General features: G+C 53.7%; 22 protein-coding genes. 5 read left to right on the plus strand and 17 right to left on the minus strand.

Annotated elements, in window-relative coordinates; translation table 11 throughout:
• Nucleotides 1-78: 78 nt before the first annotated feature.
• From PP263_RS03380 to PP263_RS03400, 5 genes are all read right to left on the minus strand, one after another.
• Nucleotides 79-1,989 carry a transglutaminase domain-containing protein gene (locus PP263_RS03380; protein ID WP_308366967.1) on the minus strand — a complete coding sequence of 637 codons (1,911 nt, stop codon included), beginning with the start codon at nucleotides 1,987-1,989 and terminating at the stop codon, nucleotides 79-81.
• The gene (locus tag PP263_RS03385; RefSeq protein WP_308366968.1) at nucleotides 1,986-3,095 is read right to left on the minus strand and encodes a hypothetical protein; all 1,110 of its coding nucleotides are present in this window, start codon (nucleotides 3,093-3,095) and stop codon (nucleotides 1,986-1,988) included. The genes PP263_RS03380 and PP263_RS03385 overlap by 4 nt, the downstream gene beginning before the upstream one ends.
• Before the next feature lie 282 nt (nucleotides 3,096-3,377).
• Entirely contained in the window at nucleotides 3,378-4,472 is a 1,095-nt protein-coding gene (locus PP263_RS03390; RefSeq protein WP_308366969.1) for a hypothetical protein, read from the minus strand.
• 144 nt (nucleotides 4,473-4,616) lie between these two features.
• A complete protein-coding gene (locus PP263_RS03395; protein WP_308366970.1) occupies nucleotides 4,617-5,750 on the minus strand; it encodes an alkaline phosphatase family protein in 1,134 nt (377 codons plus the stop codon).
• Nucleotides 5,751-5,814: 64 nt separating this feature from the next.
• A complete protein-coding gene (locus PP263_RS03400) occupies nucleotides 5,815-8,172 on the minus strand; it encodes a TonB-dependent receptor domain-containing protein (protein ID WP_308366971.1) in 2,358 nt (785 codons plus the stop codon).
• 266 nt (nucleotides 8,173-8,438) lie between these two features.
• On the opposite strand from PP263_RS03400, the gene PP263_RS03405 reads away from it, so the two are divergent.
• Together PP263_RS03405 and PP263_RS03410 are read left to right on the plus strand one after the other, a co-directional pair.
• Nucleotides 8,439-9,452 (plus strand): hypothetical protein, encoded by a 1,014-nt coding sequence (locus tag PP263_RS03405; RefSeq protein WP_308366972.1) that lies wholly within the window; start codon nucleotides 8,439-8,441, stop codon nucleotides 9,450-9,452.
• A gap of 52 nt (nucleotides 9,453-9,504) precedes the next feature.
• Nucleotides 9,505-9,966, plus strand: coding sequence for a YccF domain-containing protein (locus PP263_RS03410; RefSeq protein WP_308366973.1), 462 nt, complete (start codon nucleotides 9,505-9,507; stop codon nucleotides 9,964-9,966).
• Nucleotides 9,967-10,103: 137 nt separating this feature from the next.
• Here PP263_RS03410 and PP263_RS03415 read toward each other — a convergent pair whose 3' ends face one another.
• The 12 genes from PP263_RS03415 to PP263_RS03470 form a co-directional block, all read right to left on the minus strand.
• A complete protein-coding gene (locus PP263_RS03415; RefSeq protein ID WP_308366974.1) occupies nucleotides 10,104-10,751 on the minus strand; it encodes a hypothetical protein in 648 nt (215 codons plus the stop codon).
• Nucleotides 10,752-10,831: 80 nt separating this feature from the next.
• The gene (locus PP263_RS03420) at nucleotides 10,832-11,065 is read right to left on the minus strand and encodes a hypothetical protein (protein WP_308366975.1); all 234 of its coding nucleotides are present in this window, start codon (nucleotides 11,063-11,065) and stop codon (nucleotides 10,832-10,834) included.
• A 171-nt stretch (nucleotides 11,066-11,236) separates the two neighbouring features.
• Complete coding sequence (locus tag PP263_RS03425) at nucleotides 11,237-11,962, minus strand: response regulator (protein WP_308366976.1); 726 nt, start codon at nucleotides 11,960-11,962, stop codon at nucleotides 11,237-11,239.
• Nucleotides 11,963-12,090: 128 nt separating this feature from the next.
• Entirely contained in the window at nucleotides 12,091-12,399 is a 309-nt protein-coding gene (locus tag PP263_RS03430) for a hypothetical protein (protein ID WP_308366977.1), read from the minus strand.
• Complete coding sequence (locus tag PP263_RS03435; protein WP_308366978.1) at nucleotides 12,396-12,875, minus strand: hypothetical protein; 480 nt, start codon at nucleotides 12,873-12,875, stop codon at nucleotides 12,396-12,398. The genes PP263_RS03430 and PP263_RS03435 overlap by 4 nt, the downstream gene beginning before the upstream one ends.
• Nucleotides 12,876-12,949: 74 nt before the next feature.
• Nucleotides 12,950-13,480 carry a hypothetical protein gene (locus tag PP263_RS03440; RefSeq protein ID WP_308366979.1) on the minus strand — a complete coding sequence of 177 codons (531 nt, stop codon included), beginning with the start codon at nucleotides 13,478-13,480 and terminating at the stop codon, nucleotides 12,950-12,952.
• A gap of 104 nt (nucleotides 13,481-13,584) precedes the next feature.
• Nucleotides 13,585-14,022 carry a hypothetical protein gene (locus PP263_RS03445; RefSeq protein WP_308366980.1) on the minus strand — a complete coding sequence of 146 codons (438 nt, stop codon included), beginning with the start codon at nucleotides 14,020-14,022 and terminating at the stop codon, nucleotides 13,585-13,587.
• A gap of 101 nt (nucleotides 14,023-14,123) precedes the next feature.
• Nucleotides 14,124-14,525: a hypothetical protein gene (locus PP263_RS03450; RefSeq protein ID WP_308366981.1), complete on the minus strand. Its 402-nt coding sequence runs from the start codon at nucleotides 14,523-14,525 to the stop codon at nucleotides 14,124-14,126.
• A gap of 114 nt (nucleotides 14,526-14,639) precedes the next feature.
• Nucleotides 14,640-15,380 (minus strand): toll/interleukin-1 receptor domain-containing protein, encoded by a 741-nt coding sequence (locus PP263_RS03455; RefSeq protein ID WP_308366982.1) that lies wholly within the window; start codon nucleotides 15,378-15,380, stop codon nucleotides 14,640-14,642.
• A 127-nt stretch (nucleotides 15,381-15,507) separates the two neighbouring features.
• Nucleotides 15,508-16,338: a nucleotide-binding protein gene (locus tag PP263_RS03460; protein ID WP_308366983.1), complete on the minus strand. Its 831-nt coding sequence runs from the start codon at nucleotides 16,336-16,338 to the stop codon at nucleotides 15,508-15,510.
• A 396-nt stretch (nucleotides 16,339-16,734) separates the two neighbouring features.
• A complete protein-coding gene (locus PP263_RS03465; RefSeq protein WP_308366984.1) occupies nucleotides 16,735-18,207 on the minus strand; it encodes an aminoacyl-histidine dipeptidase in 1,473 nt (490 codons plus the stop codon).
• Nucleotides 18,208-18,420: 213 nt separating this feature from the next.
• Entirely contained in the window at nucleotides 18,421-20,370 is a 1,950-nt protein-coding gene (locus PP263_RS03470) for a VacB/RNase II family 3'-5' exoribonuclease (protein WP_308366985.1), read from the minus strand.
• Nucleotides 20,371-20,663: 293 nt separating this feature from the next.
• On the opposite strand from PP263_RS03470, the gene PP263_RS03475 reads away from it, so the two are divergent.
• From PP263_RS03475 to PP263_RS03485, 3 genes are all read left to right on the plus strand, one after another.
• Nucleotides 20,664-21,740: a Glu/Leu/Phe/Val dehydrogenase gene (locus tag PP263_RS03475; protein ID WP_183457643.1), complete on the plus strand. Its 1,077-nt coding sequence runs from the start codon at nucleotides 20,664-20,666 to the stop codon at nucleotides 21,738-21,740.
• Between the two features lie 355 nt (nucleotides 21,741-22,095).
• Nucleotides 22,096-22,488 carry a Spy/CpxP family protein refolding chaperone gene (locus PP263_RS03480; RefSeq protein WP_308366986.1) on the plus strand — a complete coding sequence of 131 codons (393 nt, stop codon included), beginning with the start codon at nucleotides 22,096-22,098 and terminating at the stop codon, nucleotides 22,486-22,488.
• A 91-nt stretch (nucleotides 22,489-22,579) separates the two neighbouring features.
• Nucleotides 22,580-23,545: a linear amide C-N hydrolase gene (locus PP263_RS03485; protein WP_308366987.1), complete on the plus strand. Its 966-nt coding sequence runs from the start codon at nucleotides 22,580-22,582 to the stop codon at nucleotides 23,543-23,545.
• Nucleotides 23,546-23,575: the final 30 nt, after the last annotated feature.

Raw genomic sequence — 23,575 nt, forward strand, 5'->3', positions numbered from 1 at the left:
GTGTCGAAAAAATAGGGGAAAAGCCCGGACTGGCGGTCATCGATTAAAGAATAACCGCCGAGCTGGTGTGCACAGGCCTTAAGTTTTCGTGGCCAAAAATTGTATCTTCGCCTGCTCTTTCAACTTGGACAGGAAGCGGTTGAAGGCCTCTATTTCATCGGGTTCGATATAGCGGCCCGGTATTTTAAGTACCGATTTAACGGTCAGTCCGCTGGGGTTTTTACTGGTGATACGGCGCTCCAGAGTGCCGTACTCGTGTTTCAGGGCGAGTGTTTGGCCGGGGAAGGAGAGCTTCCAGATATCCTCCAAGTCGAACCGATACTGCGATTCAACGTTCAGACCGGGGAAGTCGTATCCGTAGTGGACATTTTTTACTTCCAGGCTGGAGATTTCGTTCCTGAGCCAGGAATCGTACTCCACATAGAAGACATCGTCAGTGGGGTCCAGGAAGGGCTCGTAATTTGTCTCGGATTTGAGTGTCAGCGATGGCTGTATGCGGTCGATGCCTGAGAATTCAAACTTCGGTCGTACAGTATCATTGACTACCTGTTGGTACTCCTGCTCGGCCCACTGCTGTTTTTCCACTTTCGACTTGACCTCCAGGATGCTGCGCATGGAGCCGGCGTATTCACCGATATATTCGCGGGAATTCCGCTCTGTCTGGCCTCCACGTTTGTCAAAGCGGATTTCGGTGTTGGATACCAGGCGCCAGCGGAAGGGATTCTCAGTGATGTGGGAGGGCGCGGTGGAGTTCGCCAGGGAAAGAGCCGCGCTACCCTGTATCCAGCCGGAAACGCTCCGCCAATCGGTAGTGGTATCCGTGGCATCAATGCAGAACGGCTTGTCTTCCGAGTCGTTGCACACGATGACATGATTGAAGTAAGCCAGTGACGGGATCGTCAACTGGCCAGTTCTTTTTCGATCGGTCGCCACCAGAACCGGAACGGGGTTCAGGCCCAGTTTTTTTAACAGTGCGGTCAGGAGCGCCGATTTGTCCTTGCAATCTCCGTAGCGGTTTTTCGCTGTGTCTTCGATATTATGTGGGGTAAGTGCGTGCCCCTGCTCGGACATCGAATTGTAGCGTATATCCCGGGACACAAAGTCGTGAATCGCCGATATCTTGTCATCCAGCGCAGGCTTGTCGCCGGTCAGCCGGGAGAAGAGAGCATCAATACCGCTCGCGTGAGCCATAGCGGTGTTAAACTTTGACTGCATAAAGGCGGCGATATCTGTCCATGAATTTTTCCCCTCGGTGATTGTCAACTGATTGATTACATCCCTCCAGTATACGGAGGGATCAGACTTCAAAGCGGGGATCAATTCGGCGGAACAGGAGAAGCCGGAAACCGAGTTTGAGCAATCCAGGACATCTCCATCGTAGTGATGGTTCAAGTGTACCGCCGGGTCGTGGGTTACCACGATCTCGTAGTTACGATACTCAAAAGAGCTGTGGGGATAAATGATCCTGGACCAGAAGGCTTCCAGTTTGGACTTGTCCAGCTCGATCTCGTATTCGAGGATGGTGACACCTCCCCGCTCCACGCCCGGAATGGCGAGGACTGCCTGTTTGACATCCGAGAAGGTGTTGTACCTGTCGGGATCTATGATACGGATTGTCTGGGGATCGAATTGCCTGGTTTCTCCGCGGCCGGATACGGACAGTGCAGAGTGCAGGGTGAGCTGCTCGCTCACCTGGTTGAAGGCGATGATCTCGTTGCCACTGTCCTGGACATCGCTGGCATTGGGGTAATACCAGAGTGATTGTATCCGCTGGGTCACCCTGTCCACGCCGACATGGATCCTGTGGCGATAGCGGATTTGTGTGAGTGCTTCGGGTAAGGCAGGGTCCACGAGAAAAGCTTTGGAGAAGTCCACCAGTTCGTGGTTTGTATCACCGCTCCAGCGGACGCCGGGCTCGAACTTAAGGTTGTCAGCCAGCACGGAGCTTGCCTGGGCTAGCAGCAGCAGGAAGATGCCGAGGTTTTTCATCGCGCGCCGAATCCTTTTTCCATTGCCAGGAAAGTTTCCAGATTGTTCCTGTAAGTCATTTCAGTAGCCGAAAAGTTGCCGTACAACTCGTAAAGCCCGTTTTTGGTCTCTATCGTTTTGCTGATGACGATGTTGGGGTCGCCGAAGTATTTTCCTTTGCACTGAATGCGCGAGCTGATGTTCAGGCTATTGTCGAGGAAAGTTCTCTCTGCGGTGCAGTCGGCATCGCCGATTTCCGAAATGGCTTCTTTGGTTCTGAAACTGGTGATGTCGTCCACGCTGGACCCGGGGCCATGGTAAAAGACAACGTAATACATATCGACCAGGGGGCCCTCCAGCTCGATAACGGCAGTACCATCCGAATGGGAACCCACATCCACCAGAGACCAGCCGTCTTCGGGCACGGAAATTGAGAATGGGTAGTCCTGGTGGTGGAAGATCTGGCCACTGTCCAGTTCCTCGATGACATCACCACCAAACAGCTCGGAATAGAATAGAACCAATGCCATGAGCGCGGTGGCTATTGGAAATAGAACAATCGTCGTTACCCACTCTGTAGCGCTGAAGCCATTTTCCTTGCCATCGAAGCTGGCCCTGCCTTTGTAACAACGGCGAATGCGGTTGACCCTGTTGTGGAATACGGCAAACAGAATACAGGCTACCGCCAATGCCGCAGGTATCAGCCAGTCCGGAACAGCAAATTTTTCCGAAATATTGAAAACCAAGGTCGTGGCACACATGACGATCACCCAGAGAGGGCTCCAGTCACCCCAAGTATCCGGAACAGAATTTTCCGACTCAACCTGTTCGATCAACCTCAGCAGCTTGGGGAAGGCGAAGATCTGTGCAAGCAGGACAAAGGGAACAAAAATCCAAAGCCACGGGGACAGCGGTTTTCCGGTGATTGTCCTGAGTTCCCTCGCCAATCGAAACAGGTATACCGAGAAGTAGAGCCCCAGGGTGGATAAAAACAGGAAAACCTCCCAGCGGACGGACCTGGGGGCTCGCAGGTGCAATTCGGGAGGGGCCAAGATATCTGTTTCCCCTGGGGGGCTGGTAATTCCCTGTATGGCCTGTATGGAAAGCTGTTCGGCTTCTGAACTCATGGCGTTCCCGGTTTGTTGTTGTGGTTTTGAGTTTCCCAGCCGATTATGGCAAAAATGCCGACAGATCTACACCTGAGCTCGAAAGGTGCCCGTGGTTAAATTTTGTTCAGGGTGTCGCTGGTGCGGGACTGAGAATCAATGCGGGCAGGTAACCCTACGTGTATGGTTTGTTGCGCTCCATATCGTCGCTGGCGACCACAGTCTCGAAGTAGGAGGCCAGGTTATGGGTGCAGGTTGTCAGTGTAGAAAGAGAGTCGGCTTTTCCCGGGGTTGACCGTGTGATCAGGCCAATTGCGGCGGCGTTTCTTTATTTATGAATTTGCCGGTTTCTGTCGCCGCGACATCTTCCAGCAGTATGTTGACCGCCTCCTGGTTGTCGAAGTACCTGGCGTGTACCCGTGCAGCCAGCTTGTCGGGGAAAGTTCCGTAAGAGCCAATAGTGGCTTCCCGGCAAAGTGGGGACTCCGGAATATCGGCGCCGCTGGCGAACCAGTCTGAGTGGGACTTGATATCCACCCACTCCACCAGGTCGCCGCGCTGGGACAGCGTGGCGACCTCGTCCTTCAGCCAGGGAGCCTGCTTGCCCAATATCTCCAGCAGCGAACCCATGGTTAACATCCTCACCGGTACGCCGACGGGCGGCAGATCGGCGAAGAGATCCACGGCAACCACGGAACCGAAACTGTGCCCCACGACGGTCAGCGAGGAGTACTCCGATGGGTCCAGCCGTGCCTGCAGTTGTTCCCGCACGCGCTTAACTATCTCAAAGCGCACTGCCGGCTGGCCCGGTTCAGCGGGTTCGTTGGTGATGTAGCGCTTGGAAAAATCCGAGATGTCCACAAGCAGGGAAATGGGAATAAGCACAGAAAGCGCACTGGCCAGTACCCACACCTGCCAGCCGCCAGCGGTATGGTCCTTCAGGAATGTAACCAGCGGGCTCCAGGGGCTGCCCGCCTCCACGTTCAACGCCTCGATAAACAGTACAATAGTACTCAAGTACCAGACGGTAAACGCGAGCACAGACAGGGTGAGGCCAAACGTCAGGTATTTGCGTCGGAAAATGCCTTTAAATATGCGAGGACTCATCAGCCAGAACCACAGCAGGGAGAAGCCGCGGAGGAATCTCGTCGTCAGGGGTTCCTGGGAAAGGCTGGGAACCAGGTCGTTCCAGTAGGCTTCGATGACGTCGAACTCACTCGACTGACCGCCGGTTTCCGCCCGCAAACGGCGCACGCCGGGCGGTACCGATGGATCGGAAACTTCAGTCAGTGGAACGCGCTCGCTGGCGGCAACCATGCCGTCCACAAAGACGGAAAGCTGTGCCGAGCGGGTGACCCGGGCAAGGCCGGGAATAAGCATGATCAGTTTGCGTTTCATTATTATTCTTCCAGCGCTGTTGGGGGAGGAGTGTCGATAGGGGCTCCCAATCCGCGTTCCTCGGGTGACTGTCAGGTTTTATATGTCATAGTGCCCGCAAAGTAAACGAAATAAGAGGCGATGGCCAAATGGTAGAGTTCGGGTTCATTTCAGGATTACCTCCATGGCCGGGCCGATATTGTTATCGAAGTCGCCGGGTCTCTTTTCAAGCAACGTGAGAGCCGTCGCCGCCACCTGGTTTTGATAGAGCGCTTTGCCCCCGGAGACTTCGCCGATTTTCCGGATATCTGGGCCCAGCGCCGCGAACCAGATTTCGTCGGCGCCGGCGATGCCGTCCTCGCGGAACTGGTTGAGGTCATTAAAATACTGCTTTACCGCCTCTTCGCTGGCGTGGTGCGGCCATGAATCCGCGTCCCGGCCGCATCCGTGGTCGACGGTGATGATCAGATTGGTATTGTCGCGGTAGCTGTCCATGGATTGCAGCGTCTGCCACAGATCCGCAAGGAAGCGGTCGGAGCGGTGCGCGGCGCGCAGGTATTGGTGATATTCCTTGTCGTGGGCAAAGTCGTCGGTCTCCCCCAATGCGATATAGAGCACACGCGGCTTGTGCTTCCGCAGGTACTCCTTGGCAAAACCGTAGGTAAAGGCGTCCAGGCGCACATTGGCCCAGGGGCTCGGCGTCTGGGCCTGCAGTTCGTTCAGGAAGCGGGCGCGCTCCGACAAATTTGTCCAGTTGGCACTTTCGAAGCCGGCATTGATATAGACACCGCTGCGCTCGCGATTGATGATGGCCGGGAATACATCCCAGCTGCCGAAGGCGGCCACTTTACCGGCAAACTCCGGCTGCCCGTTCAACCATTCCAGGAAGGTTGTGTTGCGGTTGGGGATGGGTTTATTGGAGTTGATCTTGGGGTCGGCCCGGCCAGTCAGTATTTCGTTGTAGCCGGGGTAGGAGAACCACCAGGTGTTGGTGATGTCCATGGTGGACTTTTTATTGCGGTTGCCCAGCAGAGCGCCCTGCTGTTGCACAGTGCCCCACAATAAGGGCATCAGCTTCTCGCGCCTTTCTTCCGCGGTGCCGCCGCCGAATTTCTCCAGCAAGGTTTCCGGATGTTCGGTGATGTCTTTGTTGTCCAGCAGTGCCTCGTCGTAACCGGCAAAGACCTCCTGCCAGCGCAGTCCATCCAGGGTGACGACCACCAGGTTGTCGGCGCAGTGGGCACCGGCGCTGAACAACAAAACCAGCAACGTAGTCAGCGTAGAGTGGAAATATTTCATAGGTATTCCGCGGCAAGACGGCGGGTGGGAAGACCCCACCCGCGCTGGTTGGCTGGGCAGCGATTTAGAAATCGATGGTGGCAGACAAGGAGGTAGTGCGCGGTGCACCGATCCAGGCGCCATTGGCGACCACGCTGCCCAAGTAGTCCTCGTCGAACAGGTTGTTCACCACCAGGTTCAGGTTGACGCCGCTCAGGTATTCGGTAGCACCGAACAGATTCACGCCCAGGTAGGCGTCGGTCACCATATAGGATTCCGCCGTCCAGGTGTTGGCGAGATCCACATAACGGTCGCCGGTGAACTTGGTGGAAAATCCGCCGTAGAACAGTTCCGAACTCCAGTCCAGGCCAACAACAAACAGCTGGTCGGCGATACCGATCACATCGTTGCCCGGCACCAACCCCAGGGCTTCGTCCACCGCAGTGTCGCCGGTGCCAAGATAAGAGGCGTCGATCATGGTGTAGGAGGCATAGAGGTTAAACGCATCGTTGATAACGTAGTTCAGCAGCAGTTCGATGCCGTCGGACTCGATGCCGCCCGCATTGAAGTAGGTGCCGTTGGTGCCGATCAGGTAGTCGGGGCCCGCGTCGGTGTTGTTATCCAGGAAGATGATGCGGTTCTCGAAGTCGTTCTGGAAATAGGTGGCGGTGGCGGAGAGGCTGTCGGCCTCGTAGCGCAGGCCCAGCTCGATGGTTTCGGAGGTTTCCGGCTCGATATTGTCGAGGTCGGATTCCGGGCGCTCCAGGATATTATCGCCGATTGTCTTGAAGTTCTCCGCGTAGCCGACAAATGCCTCGGTGCCTTGCAGTGGGGTTTCCCACACCAAGCCCGCGGACAGCAATACGTCTGAGTCGGAATCGATGGTCACGTCGGGAGACTCGTTGAACAGGTCCTCGCGGGATACGTCCACCAGAAACTGTTTGACACCCAGGTTCAGGGTGAGCGAGTCGATGGTCAGCGAGTCCTGCAGATACCATTTGGTGGTTTCCTGCGGGTAGCTGCGGTCGTATTGGACCCAGTAGGGGGTGGAATCGAACCCATGGCCCTGGGTCGCATCCGCGATCTTGTGCCAGTCCCGGTGTTCGTCGCGGGTGGCGTCCTCGTACCAGAGGCCTCCGCGCAATTCGTTCTGCATTCCGGCGATATCGCCGGTGTGAGTGAAGTCCAGGGTCAGGCCGCTACGCTCTTTCTCGTAGTGGGTGTGGCGGTAGGACATCACCGGGATGGCGCCGGCCGGGTAGCAGGCAGGATCGTATTCGGGGTCGGCTTGACCGTAGATGGTTACGATATCGGATTCGCAACCGACGTTTGGCGTCAGTGCATTGCCGTTGGTGTCCACATAGTAAAAACGCCCGATACTTGCCGCGCTATTAGTGGTGGTACCGCCCAGGAATTCGGACTGGCCGCCGGTGCCGTCGTCGGTGACGTCCACCAGGTAGGGAGGTACCCAATCTCCGCGGCCTTCGTTCGTGTGGAAATAGACTCCACCCTCCAGGTTCAGGCTGTCGGTGATATCGACATCAAGTTGTACATAGCCCAGCAGGTTTTCCCTCAGGGTCGACCAGCCGCGGCGGTATAGCTGGTCGATATAGGGGATGCCGGTCCACTCGCCGGTCAGGAAATCGTCTTCCGGAAACTGTTCGAACTGTGCATCGGAAAAGATGCGCTGATAGTTGTCCTCGTGAATATCGTCCCAGGAGACGTAGGCCTTGATGGTGCCCGCGTCCAGTGTGGTGACCAGCTTTGCGGCGAGATGCTCGCGCTCGTTCTCTGCGGTTTCGGTAATCCAATCAGTGGCCTCCTGGTTGGAATAGGAGATCCAGGCCTTGGTATTGCCGGCAAAGGTTCCGGTGTCGTAGCGGAAATACAGGCGCTGCGCATCGAATTCACCCATGGATACCTCGGCGCGGGTGCGGCGGCTATCCAGCGGGTCGTCCGTCCGGTAATCGATGGTGCCGCCCAGCGCCTCGTGGGAGCGGGAGGCGATATCGGAAGTGCCTTGGGACACATCCACACCGCCGATATTGGCCGGGTCTACAAAACGGTTGGCCTTGGAACCGCCGCCGTAGGCGGAACCGCCGTTGGGAATGCCGTCGATGGTGGTGCCCACCTGCTGCTCATCCAGGCTGGTGGTAAAGCCGCGCACGGTGATATTGGTAGACCAGTCATCAAAGCCGTAAGTATCTCCCTCGTTCACCGACACCCCCGGCAGGTTGTCGATCAGGGCGTTGACGCTGGTAATGGTGGACTGTTGCCTGATCATCGACTCGGTAACGGAACTGCTGTTAAAGGTTATGCCGGTACCGAGTACCACGACTTCCTCCAGCTTCTGGCCATCGGTCTCCTGCGCCGCCAGCGGATTGGCGGCCATGGCGGTGGCGAGGGAAATGGCGGAAGCCAAGTAGGTTTTTGCGGTTTTCATTGAGGTATCCCCGATTATATCCATGGTAGTGCGGATTAATTGGCAGCCTTGGGGTTGCCCCAATGTGGCGGCGCCCGGTAGTCTTTCCCGACTGCTCTGGTTGTTGCGGGCGTACAATGGCGTGCTGTGATGACTTGTCTTTTACGTTTCGATGAATTTAAAGTGACGGAAATGTTGGTGTGGGAAGGCAGGAGCAGGACAAACCAATTGTCTGTAATACCGAATAAATAGTAACCAGAAGCTTCAACAAATCGGAGATTAGTTTCTTGATCCGTATCCTCTTTTGCCTGTTATTCTTTTCCTGGACCGCCAGCGCCGCCGAGTTGCCCAAATGGCAGGTGGTACAACTGGAAAAACGCGCCTCTCTGCGCGGCAGCGCCATAGGGCCGCACAGCCTTTGGGTCAGCGGCACGGACAATACCGTCTTCAAGAGCACGGACAACGGCAAAAGCTGGCGGGATGTTTCCGTAAAACAGGAGCCGGTAACCGATTTCCGTGATATCGCCCTGTTTGACGACAAGACAGCCATGGTGATGGGTGTCGGCAGCGGGGCACAGTCGCGGCTCTACCTGACCGAAGACGGCGGCGAGTCCTGGCAGCTGCTGTATGAAAACCCCGACGAGGACGGCTTCTTCGACTCCATCGCCTTCTGGAACCGCAACCACGGCCTGCTGCTGGGAGACCCAGTGGATGGCTACTATGTGGTCATGGTAACAAAGGACGGCGGCCGTACCTGGACGCGCATCGCGAAAGACAAAATCCCGCTGTTACTTCCCAACGAAGCCGCCTTCGCCGCCAGCGGCAATACCCTGATCACAGGTCCAAAAGGCAGGGCCTGGTTTACCACTGGCGGGCTGCAGGCCTCGGTCTACTCCAGCGAGGACTCCGGCCAGAGGTGGCGGCGCAGCCCGGTAAACCTGCATCGGCAGACCCAGACAGCCGGTGGCTACGCACTGGCGCTGAACCGGCGCGGCCAAGTCTTTGTGATGGGCGGAGACTATCGGGACAGGCCGGGTAAATACAACAACCTGGCCATGCTCACCAGCAATGGGTGGCAGAGCGCAGATAACGGCCAGCGCGGCCTGCGCACGGCCATGGCCTGTGTTGACAACATTTGTGTCGCCAGCGGCAAGACAGCCAGTGATATCTCATTCGACAGTGGTAACAGCTGGCAGGCGTTGCCGGGGGAGGGGTTTTATACCCTGGCAGCGGGAGAAAGCCTGATTCTGGGAGCGGGCGCCGAAGGTCTTGTAGGAGTGCTCGCCACACCGTCAGAATAGACGGTAGGAATGAAACATTGACTGGAGAATGAGAGGGAAAAGGGAGAAATATATGCGCGCTATTGGCAACTTTTTATGGTTTATCCTGGGCGGTGTGTTTATGGGGTTGATGTGGTGGCTGGCCGGGATAATCGCCGCAATCACCATCGTCGGCATTCCCTGGGCCAGGGCCTGCTTTGTGATAGGGCAATTCACCTTCCTGCCGTTCGGCCGCGAAGCGATCAGCCGTGAGGAGTTGTCGAACCAGGAGGATATAGGTACCAGCGGACTCGGTGTACTCGGCAATATTATCTGGTTTATATTCGGCGGCCTGTGGCTGGCGATTGGGCACCTGTGCAGTGCGCTGTGCTGCTTTATCACCATTATCGGGATTCCATTCGGTATCCAGCACCTGAAGCTGGCCGGTATTGCCCTGTGGCCGATTGGTAAGACGATTGTGAGTAAGGAGATGGCTGCGGCGGCGCGTAAAGCTAACGCCGAGATGGAAGTGGCAGGGATTCGAAGATCTGCTTAAACAAATAACGGGGCAGGGTTTTGGCTGCTGTTACAGCGCAAAAGATTGATCTGCCCCATTTTTGGTTTAAATCCAGGTCGCTACAGATCTAGTGTCGATCGGTAATCTGGTTCAGCTGTTGTTCAAATATTTGAGCATCATTGTATGATTCCCGAGGAGTTGGCCAATCGCACGCTGGATATCTCTGAGTTAGAGCCAATAACCACCTTCAGGCGGGATGTTTCTCCAGCGCACTTTTTCATATCGTTTGCGCTGGATATAAGAGAAAGATAGTCCTTCTTGTATTTTCTGTAGTTTTTAGCCGAAAGGACAATGTGCGAAAAATCACAAAGTTGCACGCAATCATGAATTCCCATCTCCCCATTTTTATCATTGGGGTAATTTTGAATAGAGTTAATAACCCCAATTTTTTTATCTGATGGCATGTCAATCACACCGCTGCCAACTCCTTTAGGTAGTTTTCCATTCAGATCAATAGAGCTGATGAACCAATTGTAGTCCGCTAGTTTTTCAACTGGCATCACGAAATGAATGTTGTTGTCCAAGCTGCAGCGGGTTCCAAAGCTATTGAACTTGGTAGCACATACATTCTGCACGTAACGAAAGTAAACATAGGCTCCGCCACCGCTACGTATATCCTTGCGAGAACCAGGTGTTATACGTCCCAATGTGGCGGCACTGATAATTACACCACTATCAGCGATTTTTCCGATATTGGTAACTCGGGAGGAATGGAAAATGTAATTGATCCCAGCGCTTTTCAAAGCATCTATTATTTCGCACATGTGTCAATATCCTTATATCGTAAAATTTTTCAATGAAAGCCTGGAAAATATGCTGCAGATTGCTACCAAAGGCAAACAGGCTATATTCTCCCAATCACCTTTTCATATGGCATGAGGCCACTATTTTCCTTGGCAATTTTTTTATACTCATCCTCAAGCCATGATTGGCATAGCTCCAGGCAGAGTAAATGCTCTTCATAATCAGAGGTGTCACGAATAGTTTCACTTTCTAGGAATCTCTCATTATATTTTATGGCATCATTAAGAGCAGATACTATAAGCATTAGATATTGTGATGATATTTCTAGTTTCATGCTGCTTTACAAAGATTAATCGGCGTATTTCCAAAGTAACGATAAATATCACCAGCGGTAATCAATATATTTTTTAAGACTTCTGTCATTTTACTGATCTCCCTTGATTGCTTTTGCAAAAAATAATACTCCGTAACTGAGATGGCAGAGTGGAGAAACTTTCCGCAATATTTAGTCGCCAATGTCAACTGTCATTTCATTTAATTTTTTTATCTCATGCTGATTTTCTATTTCAAAGTCTTCATCAAGCATGAAGCTCTTTACTACCATTGATGTTTTTGAAAACAGGCAACATATTCCTTTCCCGTCAGGGTTGTGGTCCAGAAATCTTACTGATTGTTTGTTGCTCTCAGTGAATTCATTCTCAATGTATTTAGGGACTGCCTCATTAACAACAAATGTTGCTTCAGTTGAGGTGCCAAAAATGCTGATCATGGATAGCTTTTGTTCTTTCAGCTGCTTTAAAACAGCGGCTTGTTGAGGGGTCATTGGTGTCTCCTTGGTAATACGTAGATCTTTGTTGCTAAAATCGACTTTTGTGTATTTTACAGTTAATCGAACTATCTTGGATAAAAGATTTTCAGGTATACATGGTTTTGTAGAAAAATCATCCACTCCTGCGTCAAGGCAGGCCTTTTTGTATATATCATTTGCTGTTAGTGCCATGATAGGGAAGTAATCCACCGTTTTTCTTATAATTCTCGCTGCATCTATGCCATTCATGATCGGCATGTCCACATCCATTAAGCAGAGGTCGTATTTCTTACTGTTGTTTTTTGCATATTCAACAGCCTCTTGGCCATTGATTGCAATATCATAATTGAAGCCCCAACTCTCCATCAGGCTTTGATATATTCTTTGAATAATTGGGGTATCTTCAGCAATTAAGATATTCATCAATTTTCCTTGTGACGCTAATACTTACTCTCAAGCATGTGTATTTTCGTGCACCAGTCGCAGTACGTCGTTAGCTGACTTTACCAGATTTAGCGTTAATCAAAAATATCCGTATAGCAGATTTTTAGCTATATTTCCTCATTTGATATTTTTTCCCAAACATTATAATACCCCTCCTTTTTCATTAATTTTGTGAGTTCGTAGCTTATGTCTGGGATCATTTCACTATTGTCTGTGCTGCCAAGAACCTCAACACCTTTTTCCTCATCTTCGTTCATTTGGCCGACCATTTCCCAAATAAATTTGGCAAATAGTTCTGCGTCTTCCCTTGAGGTTATACCTGATTCCATTATTCTACTTACCTCTTTTCTAGCCATTGCTTCAGCGTAATGAAGGATAAGGTCTTTTACATGTGGATATCTGGAAAAATCTATCACAACGCTCTCCCTCCGTCTTTAATAACAGACATTCTGAATGCCACAAATTTTAACTTTTCAACTAGCTGCTCAACCAGCATACGTTCAGTAACGGCTAGAAAATAGTGGCCATCATTTTCTTTATCTTGCATAAACGCTAAGCCGGGCGGTATGTCCGCTTCAGATAAAACCCAATGTATATCGACCGGCTTTTTCTTTGCGCGCTTTTTAAACATACCATAGACAAATTTTAGATTGTCCCAAGTGGCAGAAAAAGATAGTCCCATTTCTAGATTTGGAAGAACCCATTTTTCATCTGGGCAAAATTGATAGTCACATGCTCTAATTCCCATCACAGTTCGGTACTTCCCTTCCTTTCGCTCTTCATACAAAGTCGGATGTTTTCCTTCTATAACAGGTCTGGCTCGATATGTTTCAATATCAGATATAATTTTCCTTACATCAGATAGACATTTAAGCTGTAGTAATTCTGACACTTAATTTCCTTTTGATTTCTCCAGAACAATTCGTAAAGATAACGCCGTCCCTGCGCGCGACCTATCCTTATTCGTTACGTTGCACTTGCCACCGGCTGATGGTTGAAAAGCAGCACCAAATTTTTTGCCGTAGTGACTTTTCCATAATATGGATTAGCTTCAAAGTTTTTCAAGCTTCTTCTAGTTCTTTGGGCTATTTCCTCAACCAAGTCCAAATCAAGATCATCCTCATCGAGCTTTAGTGTTTCAATTAGGTTGTCAGAGGCTTTGATGGGAATTTTATGCGTAGTAGGAAGTGCGGCCTGAAGTTGTTCATACGTTGCTCTAATTGCCCATGTATCTACGGAACGAGTATCAAACTCTCTAGAAAACTCACAAATTGAAATTCCAATTCTTTCTTTACCTAGAGATTGAAAATACCTATCAATTTTTGGCTGCTCAAACTTACTCCAAACTACTATCAGTAGGGCAACCCCTAAAATCGCCGCAAGATAAATTGGCTGATAAATTACAATAGCTACCACTACAACTAGAAACCCAAATAAGCCTATTTTATTCATCTTCTTTGGCTTGTATGGAGGCATAAATCTTGATGCTAGCTTCATAGCTCACCTTGCAACGTAATGTTGCCAGCAGCGGCGGCCGAAGCGCATTGCGTAGGCCGTCCGGCGGAGGCGCGCAGCGCCGGAGCGTACTGCCTTATAACTGATTACCCTAGACAATTCCCGGAGGTCCTTAGCGATTGATTCACTCTTGCTCTCGACTGCTCCTCTTTTTGAAGCATTTTTGACTGAGAAACTTCATCTACCGGAAGTGCTAGAGGAACTTTGAAGCTGATACGGCTGGTAGATGATGCTTCAGATGCATTGGTCACTCCCCCGCCGGCAGAAAATATAGAAGCAATTTTCAATTTTGCCTCACCTTCATTTGATGTTTCATCGGTGACAGTTACCGCAACATCAAAATCTACGAAAAAGACGCCTTGGCCATTATCAATGGTTACCAGGTGTGAGTTTGAATCACCTTTTGCCGCAACTCTAGCTGCAGGATTTACAAAGCCACCATTCTCTCTGACAGCGTCTTGAGCTTCTTTTACGCCAGAAGATATTTGAATAAGTGTGTCTCTTACGAATTTTTTTATATCCATGATGTTAGATGACTCCAGTTATAACGCCCACAACACGGGCCGGAGCGAGCAGCGCGGAGGTCCGGCCCCGCAGGGGCAAACGTGGTTGTGATTGTTATGCTTTATTTTCTACCAGTTCGGACGTAGCGCTTTGCCCTCGCAGTAGCTTCAAATTGGTTTGGCTGACAACCAAACATATTAGCGCACCAAACTTTGGTCCATATTTGGTACTTGCCACCACCTAACGGTTCTCTTGTAATGCTGAAAGCCAGCCGAGGAGATGAATTTGTAGGATTGTATGTTTGTATTATGGTGTCATTATGGATCTGGATTTTAAACCCAGCATTCGCGTTGACGAAGAATGTAGCGCGCTCCCACATTTCTTTACATTGATCTTCACCTTCACAGTACAGCGGCTCATCAAGCTCTTTTTGTAAGTCGGCTGACAATTTTTGTTTATTTGCAGCACAGCCTGTGAATAGAATAAGTGATATTATCAAGCTCGATCGAATCAGATATTTCAATTTTTTCTCCTTAATTTATCTCTGAAAACGGTTCGAAGAAACATAACGCCGGCCGTAACTGGCGAATTTGCAGTGAGGCAGCGAACGAAAAATGCGTCCGAGTTTACGGCCTTGTTAGCAACAAATAGCTGGATCAAAACCCGGTGCCTCAAGATCATAACCATGCTCTTTACAAAGCGCTTTCATTCTAGCCTCTCGCTCACGTGATAAGCGCAATTCGTCATGGCTTCGGTAGTAGAGCGCCTTCGCCACTTCAAGCACAATTTGTTTTTTGGTGTAAGTCCGATCATGGATATACAACGGAAAATATTTATCGGGAAACTCCGCCGCCTCGAATAAATTGAAAGTGCCACCGTCTTCGTTATTTGCAAACAGTTCACCGCGCCCCTGGAGAAAACGCCATTGTGGGTTTTCATAAGACGGAGTTATTCCTCGAAGCGGGCAGCTTTGGTAAACGACTTCAGCTATTTTTTCGGAAATAGACGGCGCACTTTCAGTGCTTTTTAACGCCACAATTCCAGACAAGCCAGGATTCCATGCATCCAGTTGATTCTTTTCTACACCATGCCAAAGTGGGAAAAGCCTCTTGTCTTGTTCTATATGCTGCCTATGCAGTACATCCAATTCATACTTAGTCCAGGATTTCTCAATGTAAAACGACGACAAAACGACTAGGCCATATTCAGATGCCACCAATCCGGCATTGATGGAATCAAGCAACTTATCGCCGATTTTCAGACTCAACGGTGCGAACCAGACCCGGAGCCCTAGATATTTCAACGACTTCGCTAACTGACTTACGTACGCCTCATCTTCCGACGCGTAAGAGACAAAAAGGTGATACGGTTTTTCCATTTGTATTTGCTAACGCCGCGCTCAGGCGCGGCTTATTTTGGGCGCTTTATTGCGCGAAAATGGGAGCGCAGCGACCGCGCAATAAAGTGCACAAAGTGAGCCGTGGCCCTGCAGCGCCTCGTTAGCACTAGAATGGCACATCACTTGTGAAGTCTCGCGTAAGTTCTGGCGCTTTTGGATGGAGAACGTCCTCATTCTGCAACAGCACATCGATCCCCATATCAGTAATAGAGTAAGCGTAAAAATCGTAGCCATCCTGATGATCGGTTTCTATGGTTTTACTCAAATAACCCATTCTTTCAAGTTTTATTAACGATATTTGTAAAGTTGCTTCACTTGAGCCACGAAAATTGTATGCAATTCTGTGAAACGGTAAACCCACGGGATCTGTAGTATGACTTTGCAGGCAAGCTGCCAAAAATTTATAGTCCTGCTCTTTAAGTTCGTAGCTCGATGGGTTAGCAATGATTTTTTTAGATTCTGAGAGGCTTTCATGATTTATTAGGCCTAACCGTTCAACCTCTGCTTTTATCAATGAGCAAGCACGATTAGTTGCTGATACCAAATCTCCGTCTGAACGACTAGCATTGTAATCAGCAGGAGTTACGCCCAGTAAATCAGTTGGAAGGTGCATTTCTATATTGCGGGGCTTTAATATGAATGAGCGAGATTTACCAATTGCTCCAACAAATAAACCCATTTCAAATATCACGTTATCTCTTACAACATGCTCACTTCTACTTCTTATCGTGGTTATATCGTCTGGAGCAAAAATGAAGAGTGCAAAATCTACAAACGATGACTTCTCTACGAGATCATCAATAGCTGATGATGAAAGCTTGAATGTACCATTTTTCCATAAGGTGACTTCAAATTCATGGTCCAAATTTACATTCACAGCCTCAGCAACCGATAAGCTCTCAACAGATGAAGCTATAAATAATCTTGGTTTTCTCAACTCAATATCTCCATGCTCGATTGAGTGCTAACAGTTTTATTTACGAGCCATAGGCTCCTTATCTCCCTGGCTCTTGTTGTCGGACAAGGGTACCCAGCCCTAATAAAAAAATCCATAAATATCAGCCGCTTGAAGCATATCCGACTGGGTTCTCCACTGTGAACACGAGCCTGTGGTTATTTAAGCAGGAAGGAACTCTGGCTCATTTGTGTAGGTCGGGCCTTATAAAAATCAATGACTTATGAGATTTGTTGGGGTGAACAAGAGCCTGTGGCAACTGAATACGGCTTGGTGGCAAGATTAGAGGATTGGCTGGTACGATCGTACTTGTTTTTGTAGAAATTGAAAGGGCCGGGATCAGGCCCGAACCAAACTGGGCCCGGGCCTGAATTGGAGCTACTGCGCTTTGGGTATCGCCTCCACCACCTTCAAAAAATACTCCCAAAACTTCCCCACACTCTCAATATGCACCCGCTCCTCCGGCGAATGCGCCCGGCGGATAGTCGGCCCGAAGGAAACCATATCCCAATGAGGATAGGGCTTGGCCAGCAGGCCGCATTCCAGGCCTGCGTGGATGACTTTTACTTCCGGTTCTACGCCGGTCATTTCCTTGTAGACGTCTTTCATCAGCGCCAGCAGCGGGGACTGCATATTGGGTGTCCAGCCGGGGTAGGCGTTGTCCAGGGAGGTGCGGGCGTCGGCGAGTTCGAAGGCGGCGGCGACGTTGAGGCCGTGCTGGTCGCGGGCGCTGTCGGAGAGGCTGCGTACCAGGCACTGGATGCGGACTTGGCTCTTGCCTTCAGCTTCCTGAGTTACCACGCGGGCCAGGTTGTTGGAGGTGTCGGCGATGCCTTCCAGTGCGGTGCTCATGCGCTCGACGCCGTTGGGGCAGCAGCGGATTGCGCGGATCAGCTTCTGTTGGCTGGCCTGGTCCATCACGCTGGCTGGGGCCTCGGTGGCCTCCAGGGCAATTTCCAGTTTGGCTTCGTTGTCCAGTTCGCGAATGATTGCGTGGCATTCACTGGCGATGGTTCTCTGCAGTTTGACCCCCAGATCCGCCGGCACGGTGATGGTGCTGAAAGATTCCCGGGGGATGGCGTTGCGCAGGCTGCCGCCGTCGAGGGCGGCGATGCGCAGTTCGGGAATCTCGCGTTGGGCGGTGTCGATAAGGCGGTTGGCGATTTTGTTGGCGTTGCCGCGGCCCTTGTCGATATCCAGGCCGGAGTGGCCGCCTCTCAAGCCGCGCACGCTCAGTTTGAATGCCTGGTGGTCCGCGGGCACCGGTTCGGCGGAATAGGGTAGTTGTGCATTGATGTCCACGCCGCCGGCGCAGCCCACATAGAGTTCGCCCTCGTCCTCGGTGTCCAGGTTGAGCAGCAGCTCCGCTTCAAAGAATCCGGGTTGCAGGTTCTTGGCGCCGGTCATGCCGGCTTCTTCGTCGATGGTGAGCAGGGCTTCCAGGGGGCCGTGGGGGATGTCGGTGGATTCCATCAGCGCGAGGATGGCGGCCACGCCGATGCCGTTGTCGGCGCCCAGGGTGGTGCCTTCGGCGGTGACCCATTCGCCGTCGATAGTGGGGCGGATTGGGTCTTTAAGGAAGTCGTGGTCGGTGTCGGCGTTTTTCTGCGGGACCATATCCACGTGGCTTTGCAGGGCGAGGGTTTTGCGGTCTTCCATGCCGGGGGTGGCCGGCTTCTTGATGATGACGTTGCCGATCTCGTCCAGTTGGACGTCGAGACCGCGGTTTTTGGCGAAGTCGACGATATATTCCACCACCCTTTGTTCGTGTTTGGAGGGGCGGGGGATTTGGCAGAGTCTGGCGAAGTGTTGCCAGAGGGGGTTGGGGTTGAGTTCGGCGATATTGCTCATCGGGGCCTCAAGTGGTTCTTTTGGAATTGGTTTGTCACTGGGCGTGCGGTTTTGCCGCGGCGTCAGTGTTGGTCGGAAGCCCAGGAGGTATCTGGGTTCCGGCCTGCGCCGGAACGACGAATAGAGGTTCTGGCATTGACCCCTCTCCCATGAATGGGAGGGAGAAGCGCCTGCGGCGCTTTTGCGGAGCTGGAGCTCCGCGTTCCCGGGGGGCTATTCGGGTTGTTCGGCTTCTGTCAGGGCCAGGGCGATGCGGCGTTTGTCGACGTCCACGGCGGTGACTTTCACGGTGACCGGCTGCTCCAACTGGTAGGTCTTTTCGTTGTGGGAGAGGATCAGGTGTTTGCCGTCGAATTCCGGCAGGTTCTTCTTGTTGTTGTTCAGGCGCACGAAGCCGTCGATGCCGTTGTCGTCCAGGCGCACGCCGAGGCCGGCGCCGTTGACCAGGGTGATCCTGCCGCTGAAGGTCTGGCCGACCTTGTTCTGCATAAACTGGCTGTAGAGCCACTGTTCGAGAGCGCGGTTGGCCTGGCGGCCGTTGACCAGGCTCTGTTGCAGGGCCTCGATCTGCTCGTCGCTCAGGGTTTCGGGTTGGCGGTCTTCGGCGGCGGCCCGCAGTATGCGGTGGTTGTGCAGGTCGTTGTATTTGCGGATCGGCGAGGTGACGGTGGCGTAGGCCTCCAGGCCCAGGCCCAGATGCGGCGCGGCGCTGTTGCTGAGCTGACCGGGGCGCAGCATGCGCTTGAGGACCGCGAGCAGGTTCTGCATCGCCGGTTCCTGATGTGCCTCCAGGTGTTTCACCAGCGCCAGGTAGTTTTCCAGCTTGTGCAGGTCCTTCTCCGCGTATTCCGGCAAGGGTTCCTTCAGCAGGCTCTTTACTTCGCCCATGCGCTCGTCGCGGAAGCCCAGGTGCACGGAGAAGCAGCCCCGGCCCAGGGTGGCGAGTTCGCGGCCCATGCAGATATTGGCGGCGAGCATGGCTTCCTCCACCATGCGCTGGGCGACGTTGCGCTCGCGCTTTTCGATGCGCTCGATCTTGCGCTGATCGTTGAGCAGGATTTCGTAGTCGGGGCGATCCTCCATCATCAGCGAGTGGCCCGCGCGGTAGGCCGCCCGCGCCTCGCCCATTGCGGCCAGGCTGCGTAGGCTCTGGTGTTGCGCCTCCGGCGCCGCGCTGTCGTCGCCCCCGATAAACCGGCTGACCTGGTCGTAGCTCAGTTTGTGCCGGGAGCGGATGGCGGCGAACTCGTAGCGGCTCTCGCCGAGGGCGCCGTCGCTGTCGATATCGATATGCAGTACCAGCGCCGGGCGCAGTTCGCCCTCCACCAGGGAGAAGAGGTTTTCGCACAGGTCCGGGGGCAGCATGGGCAGGGTTTCACCGGGCAGGTACTGGCTGTGGGCTCGCTTGAAGGCTTCCCTGTCCAGGGGGCTGCCGGCCTCGATCAGGCTGGAGGGATCGGCCACGGCGATATGCAGGGTCCAGCCGCCGTCCCGCTCGGTGACTGCGAGGGCGTCGTCCATATCCAGAGTGGACTCCGCATCGATGGTGGCGAAGCCGATATCCGACAGGTCCCCGCGTTCTGCGGTGAGGGTCTCCAGATTGCCTTTGATTTCCTCCGCCTGTTTCAGCGCCGCGCCACTGAACCGCTCCGGCAATTGGTGCTGGGCGACCACGAAGGCGTGCTCGATGCCGGGCATGTCCGGCTTGCCGATCACGCTTTCCACCCGCGCCTGGGCCTTGCCATCCTTGAACGGATGGCGGTTGACGGCGCAGGCGATAAACTCGCCGGGCTGCGCTTTGCCGCGGGCCTTGGGCGGCAGGAAGATCCAGCGGCTGAGGCCGTTCTGGCTGGGCTGCACGAAGTGGCCCTGGCCGCGCTGGACGTACTCGCCCACCAGGTACTTGAGGTCGGATTCCAGCAGGGCGTCCAGTTCCGCGGAGAGCTTGCCTTTGCCTTCGTCGCTGAGGCTGATGCGCACCCGGTCGCCGGGGAAAACCCGCTCCATTTCCGGCGGCGGCAGGAAGGCCTCGCGGCCGTCGTCCAGTACCACAAAGCCGAATTTGCCGTTGCTGCCGCGCACCCGGCCCTCGGCAAACTCCTTGCTGGAGCGGATATTGGATTTCAGTTGGGAGAGCTGTTTGAGGGCGTCGGCGTCGAGCATCGGGGTGGTCCATGGGTCAATTTGGGCGCGGATTCTACCAGAAGCAGGTTACCGGGCCAGTTTCTATGGCAGCAACAAGTTCAGTCGATGACTGCAAGGGCTTCGATGTTTCCATGTGACCCTTTATCCTAAAATTTTGCCTATGGCGTTATATTTTAATCGTCCTGCCGGCTTCCTGCGCAAAGTTTGCAAAGCCGCTATCCGAATGGTGGATATAATCTTACTTCCGATATAAGCAGAAAGGCTGTGGTTGTTCCCCAGCTGTAGAACCGGCCTCCGGAGAGGAACAGTTAATGAGTATTTTTTCCCATTCCGCCTACGACAAGCACGAACAAGTGGCTTTCTATCAGGACGCCAAAAGCGGACTGAAGGCGATTATCGCGGTGCACAACACCAACCTGGGACCCTCACTGGGCGGCTGCCGCATGTGGCCCTACGCCGACGACGGCGAGGCGCTGAACGACGTGTTGCGCCTGTCCCGCGGCATGACCTACAAGTCCGCCATGGCGGGCCTGAAGCTGGGCGGCGGCAAGTCAGTGATTATAGGCGATCCGCGCAAGGACAAGACCCCGGAACTGCTGCGCGCCATGGGGGATTTTATCAATACCCTGGGCGGGCGCTACATCACCGCGGAGGATTCCGGCACCAGTGTGGCGGATATGGAGATTATCGGCGAGCGTTCCCGCTATGTATCCGGCGTGGTTCACGGTTCCGAGCACGGCGGCGATCCTTCCCCCTCCACCGCCTACGGCGTGTTCGTAGGTCTGAAGGCGGCGGCGGAGCACCGCTGGGGCCGCACCGATCTGAACGGCCTCAAAGTGTCCCTTCAGGGCGTGGGCAATGTGGGTTTCCGCCTGGCCCGACTGCTGAAAGAGGCGGGGGCCGAACTCTATATCACCGATATCTTCCAGGACAATATCGATCGCGCAGTCGATGAGCTGGGTGCCACCGCGGTGGGCGCCGACGAGATCTTCGACCTGGACGCGGACCTCTTTGCCCCCTGCGCCCTGGGTGCGGTGCTCAACGATGACACCATCGCCCGCCTGAAGGTGGGTGCCATCGCCGGCGCCGCCAACAATCAGCTGGCGGAGGAGCGCCACGCGGAAGTGCTGCGCGACAGGGGCGTGCTCTACGCCCCGGACTATGTGATCAACGCCGGCGGCATCATCGATGTCTACTTTCAGCAGCAGGGCAGTTACGACCCGGCGCAGGTGCAGGAGCATATCGAGACCATCGGCACCACTCTGCAGGAGGTCTTCCAGCGCGCCGAAGAGAGCGGCGAGACCACCGCCCATGTGGCAGACCGGGTGGCGGAGGAGCGTTTCGGACACGAGGACGCAGTAAAAAAAACTGACACGGAAGCTGCCTGAATTTTGACTGGGCGAATTTGAGCCGGGTTTGCCGGCGATTTTCGTTGTATAGCTTCTCTCTCTGTAGAGACATTTATTGGGCGCTTCGGCGCCCATTTTTTTCGTTCGGACAAGATCTTGGCCCTTGCCAATAGCCGCTTTTCTCCCACGCAAATAGATCTATTCCAAATAGATATCCCGGCTTAATATTTCCAGCGCCCCCTGCGACAAATCACCTGCGGATTCCCTTGGGCTTTGCCACTGCCGACTCTAGAGTATGCGGGACATTCCAAGGGTCACTGTGAGGTGAACGATGAATCTCTGGAAATCGACGATTGGCGGTATGGCTCTGGCAGCTTTGGTAACAGCGGTACCAATGCAAGTGCTGGCACATGACCACTTCGAGCGTATACATGAACACATGGAAGAGTGGGAGGAAAAGCTCGACCTGAAAAAAGAGCAGAAGGATGAGCTGAAGGCCCTGCGCGATGCCATGAAGGCGGAGCGCAAGGCTCTCAAGGAACAGAACCGGGCCCTGTACAAACAGGTCAAGGAGGCCATAAAGTCCGGTGCGGACCAGGGCACCCTGGATAATCTGGGTGCACAGCTGGGCAAGGTGCAGGTTGCCAAGATGCAGCTGATAGACAAACACTTCAAAGGCTTTGAAAAAGTTCTCAACGAGGAACAGAAAGCCAAGTTCGAGGCCATGAAAGCCGAGAAGAAAAAGCGCTGGGAAGAGAAACACCAAGACATGGATGACGATGATTAGGAATGACTGGAGCGGCACAGGGAAGTGCGGCTGACGAGCCGTGTGTTCCAGCCGGGGCCAGGTCCCGGACACCCACTAGAGGGAAAACCCTATGTGTACGCGGGCTCTGTGGCTCGACAGTGGGCAGGGTGTCATCGTGGGGCGCAACATGGACTGGGAGCGGAGCCTGGGCACCAACCTCTGGGTACTGCCCCGGGAGATCGAACGCACCGGTATCGATGGCGATTCCAATCCGCTAACCTGGCGCGCGGACTACGGCAGCCTGGTGGCCACAGCCTATGATCTGGCCACCGCGGACGGGATCAACGAGAGGGGTCTGGCTGCGCATATTCTATGGCTGGCCGAGTCGGATTACGGACCGCGGGATGCCTCCCTGCCCGCGCTGTCCATGTCCATGTGGGCGCAGCTTTTCCTGGATCGCTTCGCCACCGTGACCGAGTGTGTCCCCTATATGGCCGAACACCCGTTCCAGGTGCGGCCCCAGGCGGAACCGGTGTCCGGCCGCTGGGGAACCGTGCACCTGGCTCTGGACGATGCCACCGGCGATTCCGCTATCGTCGAGTACATCGACGGCGCGCCGCGGGTTCACCACGATCGCGCCTACAGGGTGATGACCAATTCCCCTCCCTTTGACCAGCAGCTGGATCATCTGCGCAGGTACGAGGGCTTCGGCGGCAGGGAGAGGTTGCCGGGCACCACGGAAGCGGCGGACCGGTTTGTGCGCGCCAGTTATTATCTCGCCAGGCTGCCCCCGGCGGAGAGCCGCAGGCGGGCCTATGCCGCGCTGCTCAGCGTAATGTGCAATGCGGCCCAGTCGTTTGGCGTTGCCGACCCTCAGCGGCCGTATATCTCCACCACCATCTGGCGCACACTCGCCGACCTTACCGGCCTGGTTTACGCGTTCGAGTCCTCGTTCAGCCCGGATATTATCTGGGTTCGCGTGGATCAGCTCGATATGAGCCGTTGCAGTCGGGTCGATCTTTCCGCCGAAGGTCTGGTGGGCGAGGTCAACGACCGGTTTGTGCCGGCGGAACCCTTCACCTTCCTGTTCGCCTGAGGCGCCGATCCTCAAACGCAGTCGCGGGGC

It is taken from the genome of Microbulbifer sp. TB1203, from assembly GCF_030997045.1.
Lineage (GTDB): Bacteria > Pseudomonadota > Gammaproteobacteria > Pseudomonadales > Cellvibrionaceae > Microbulbifer.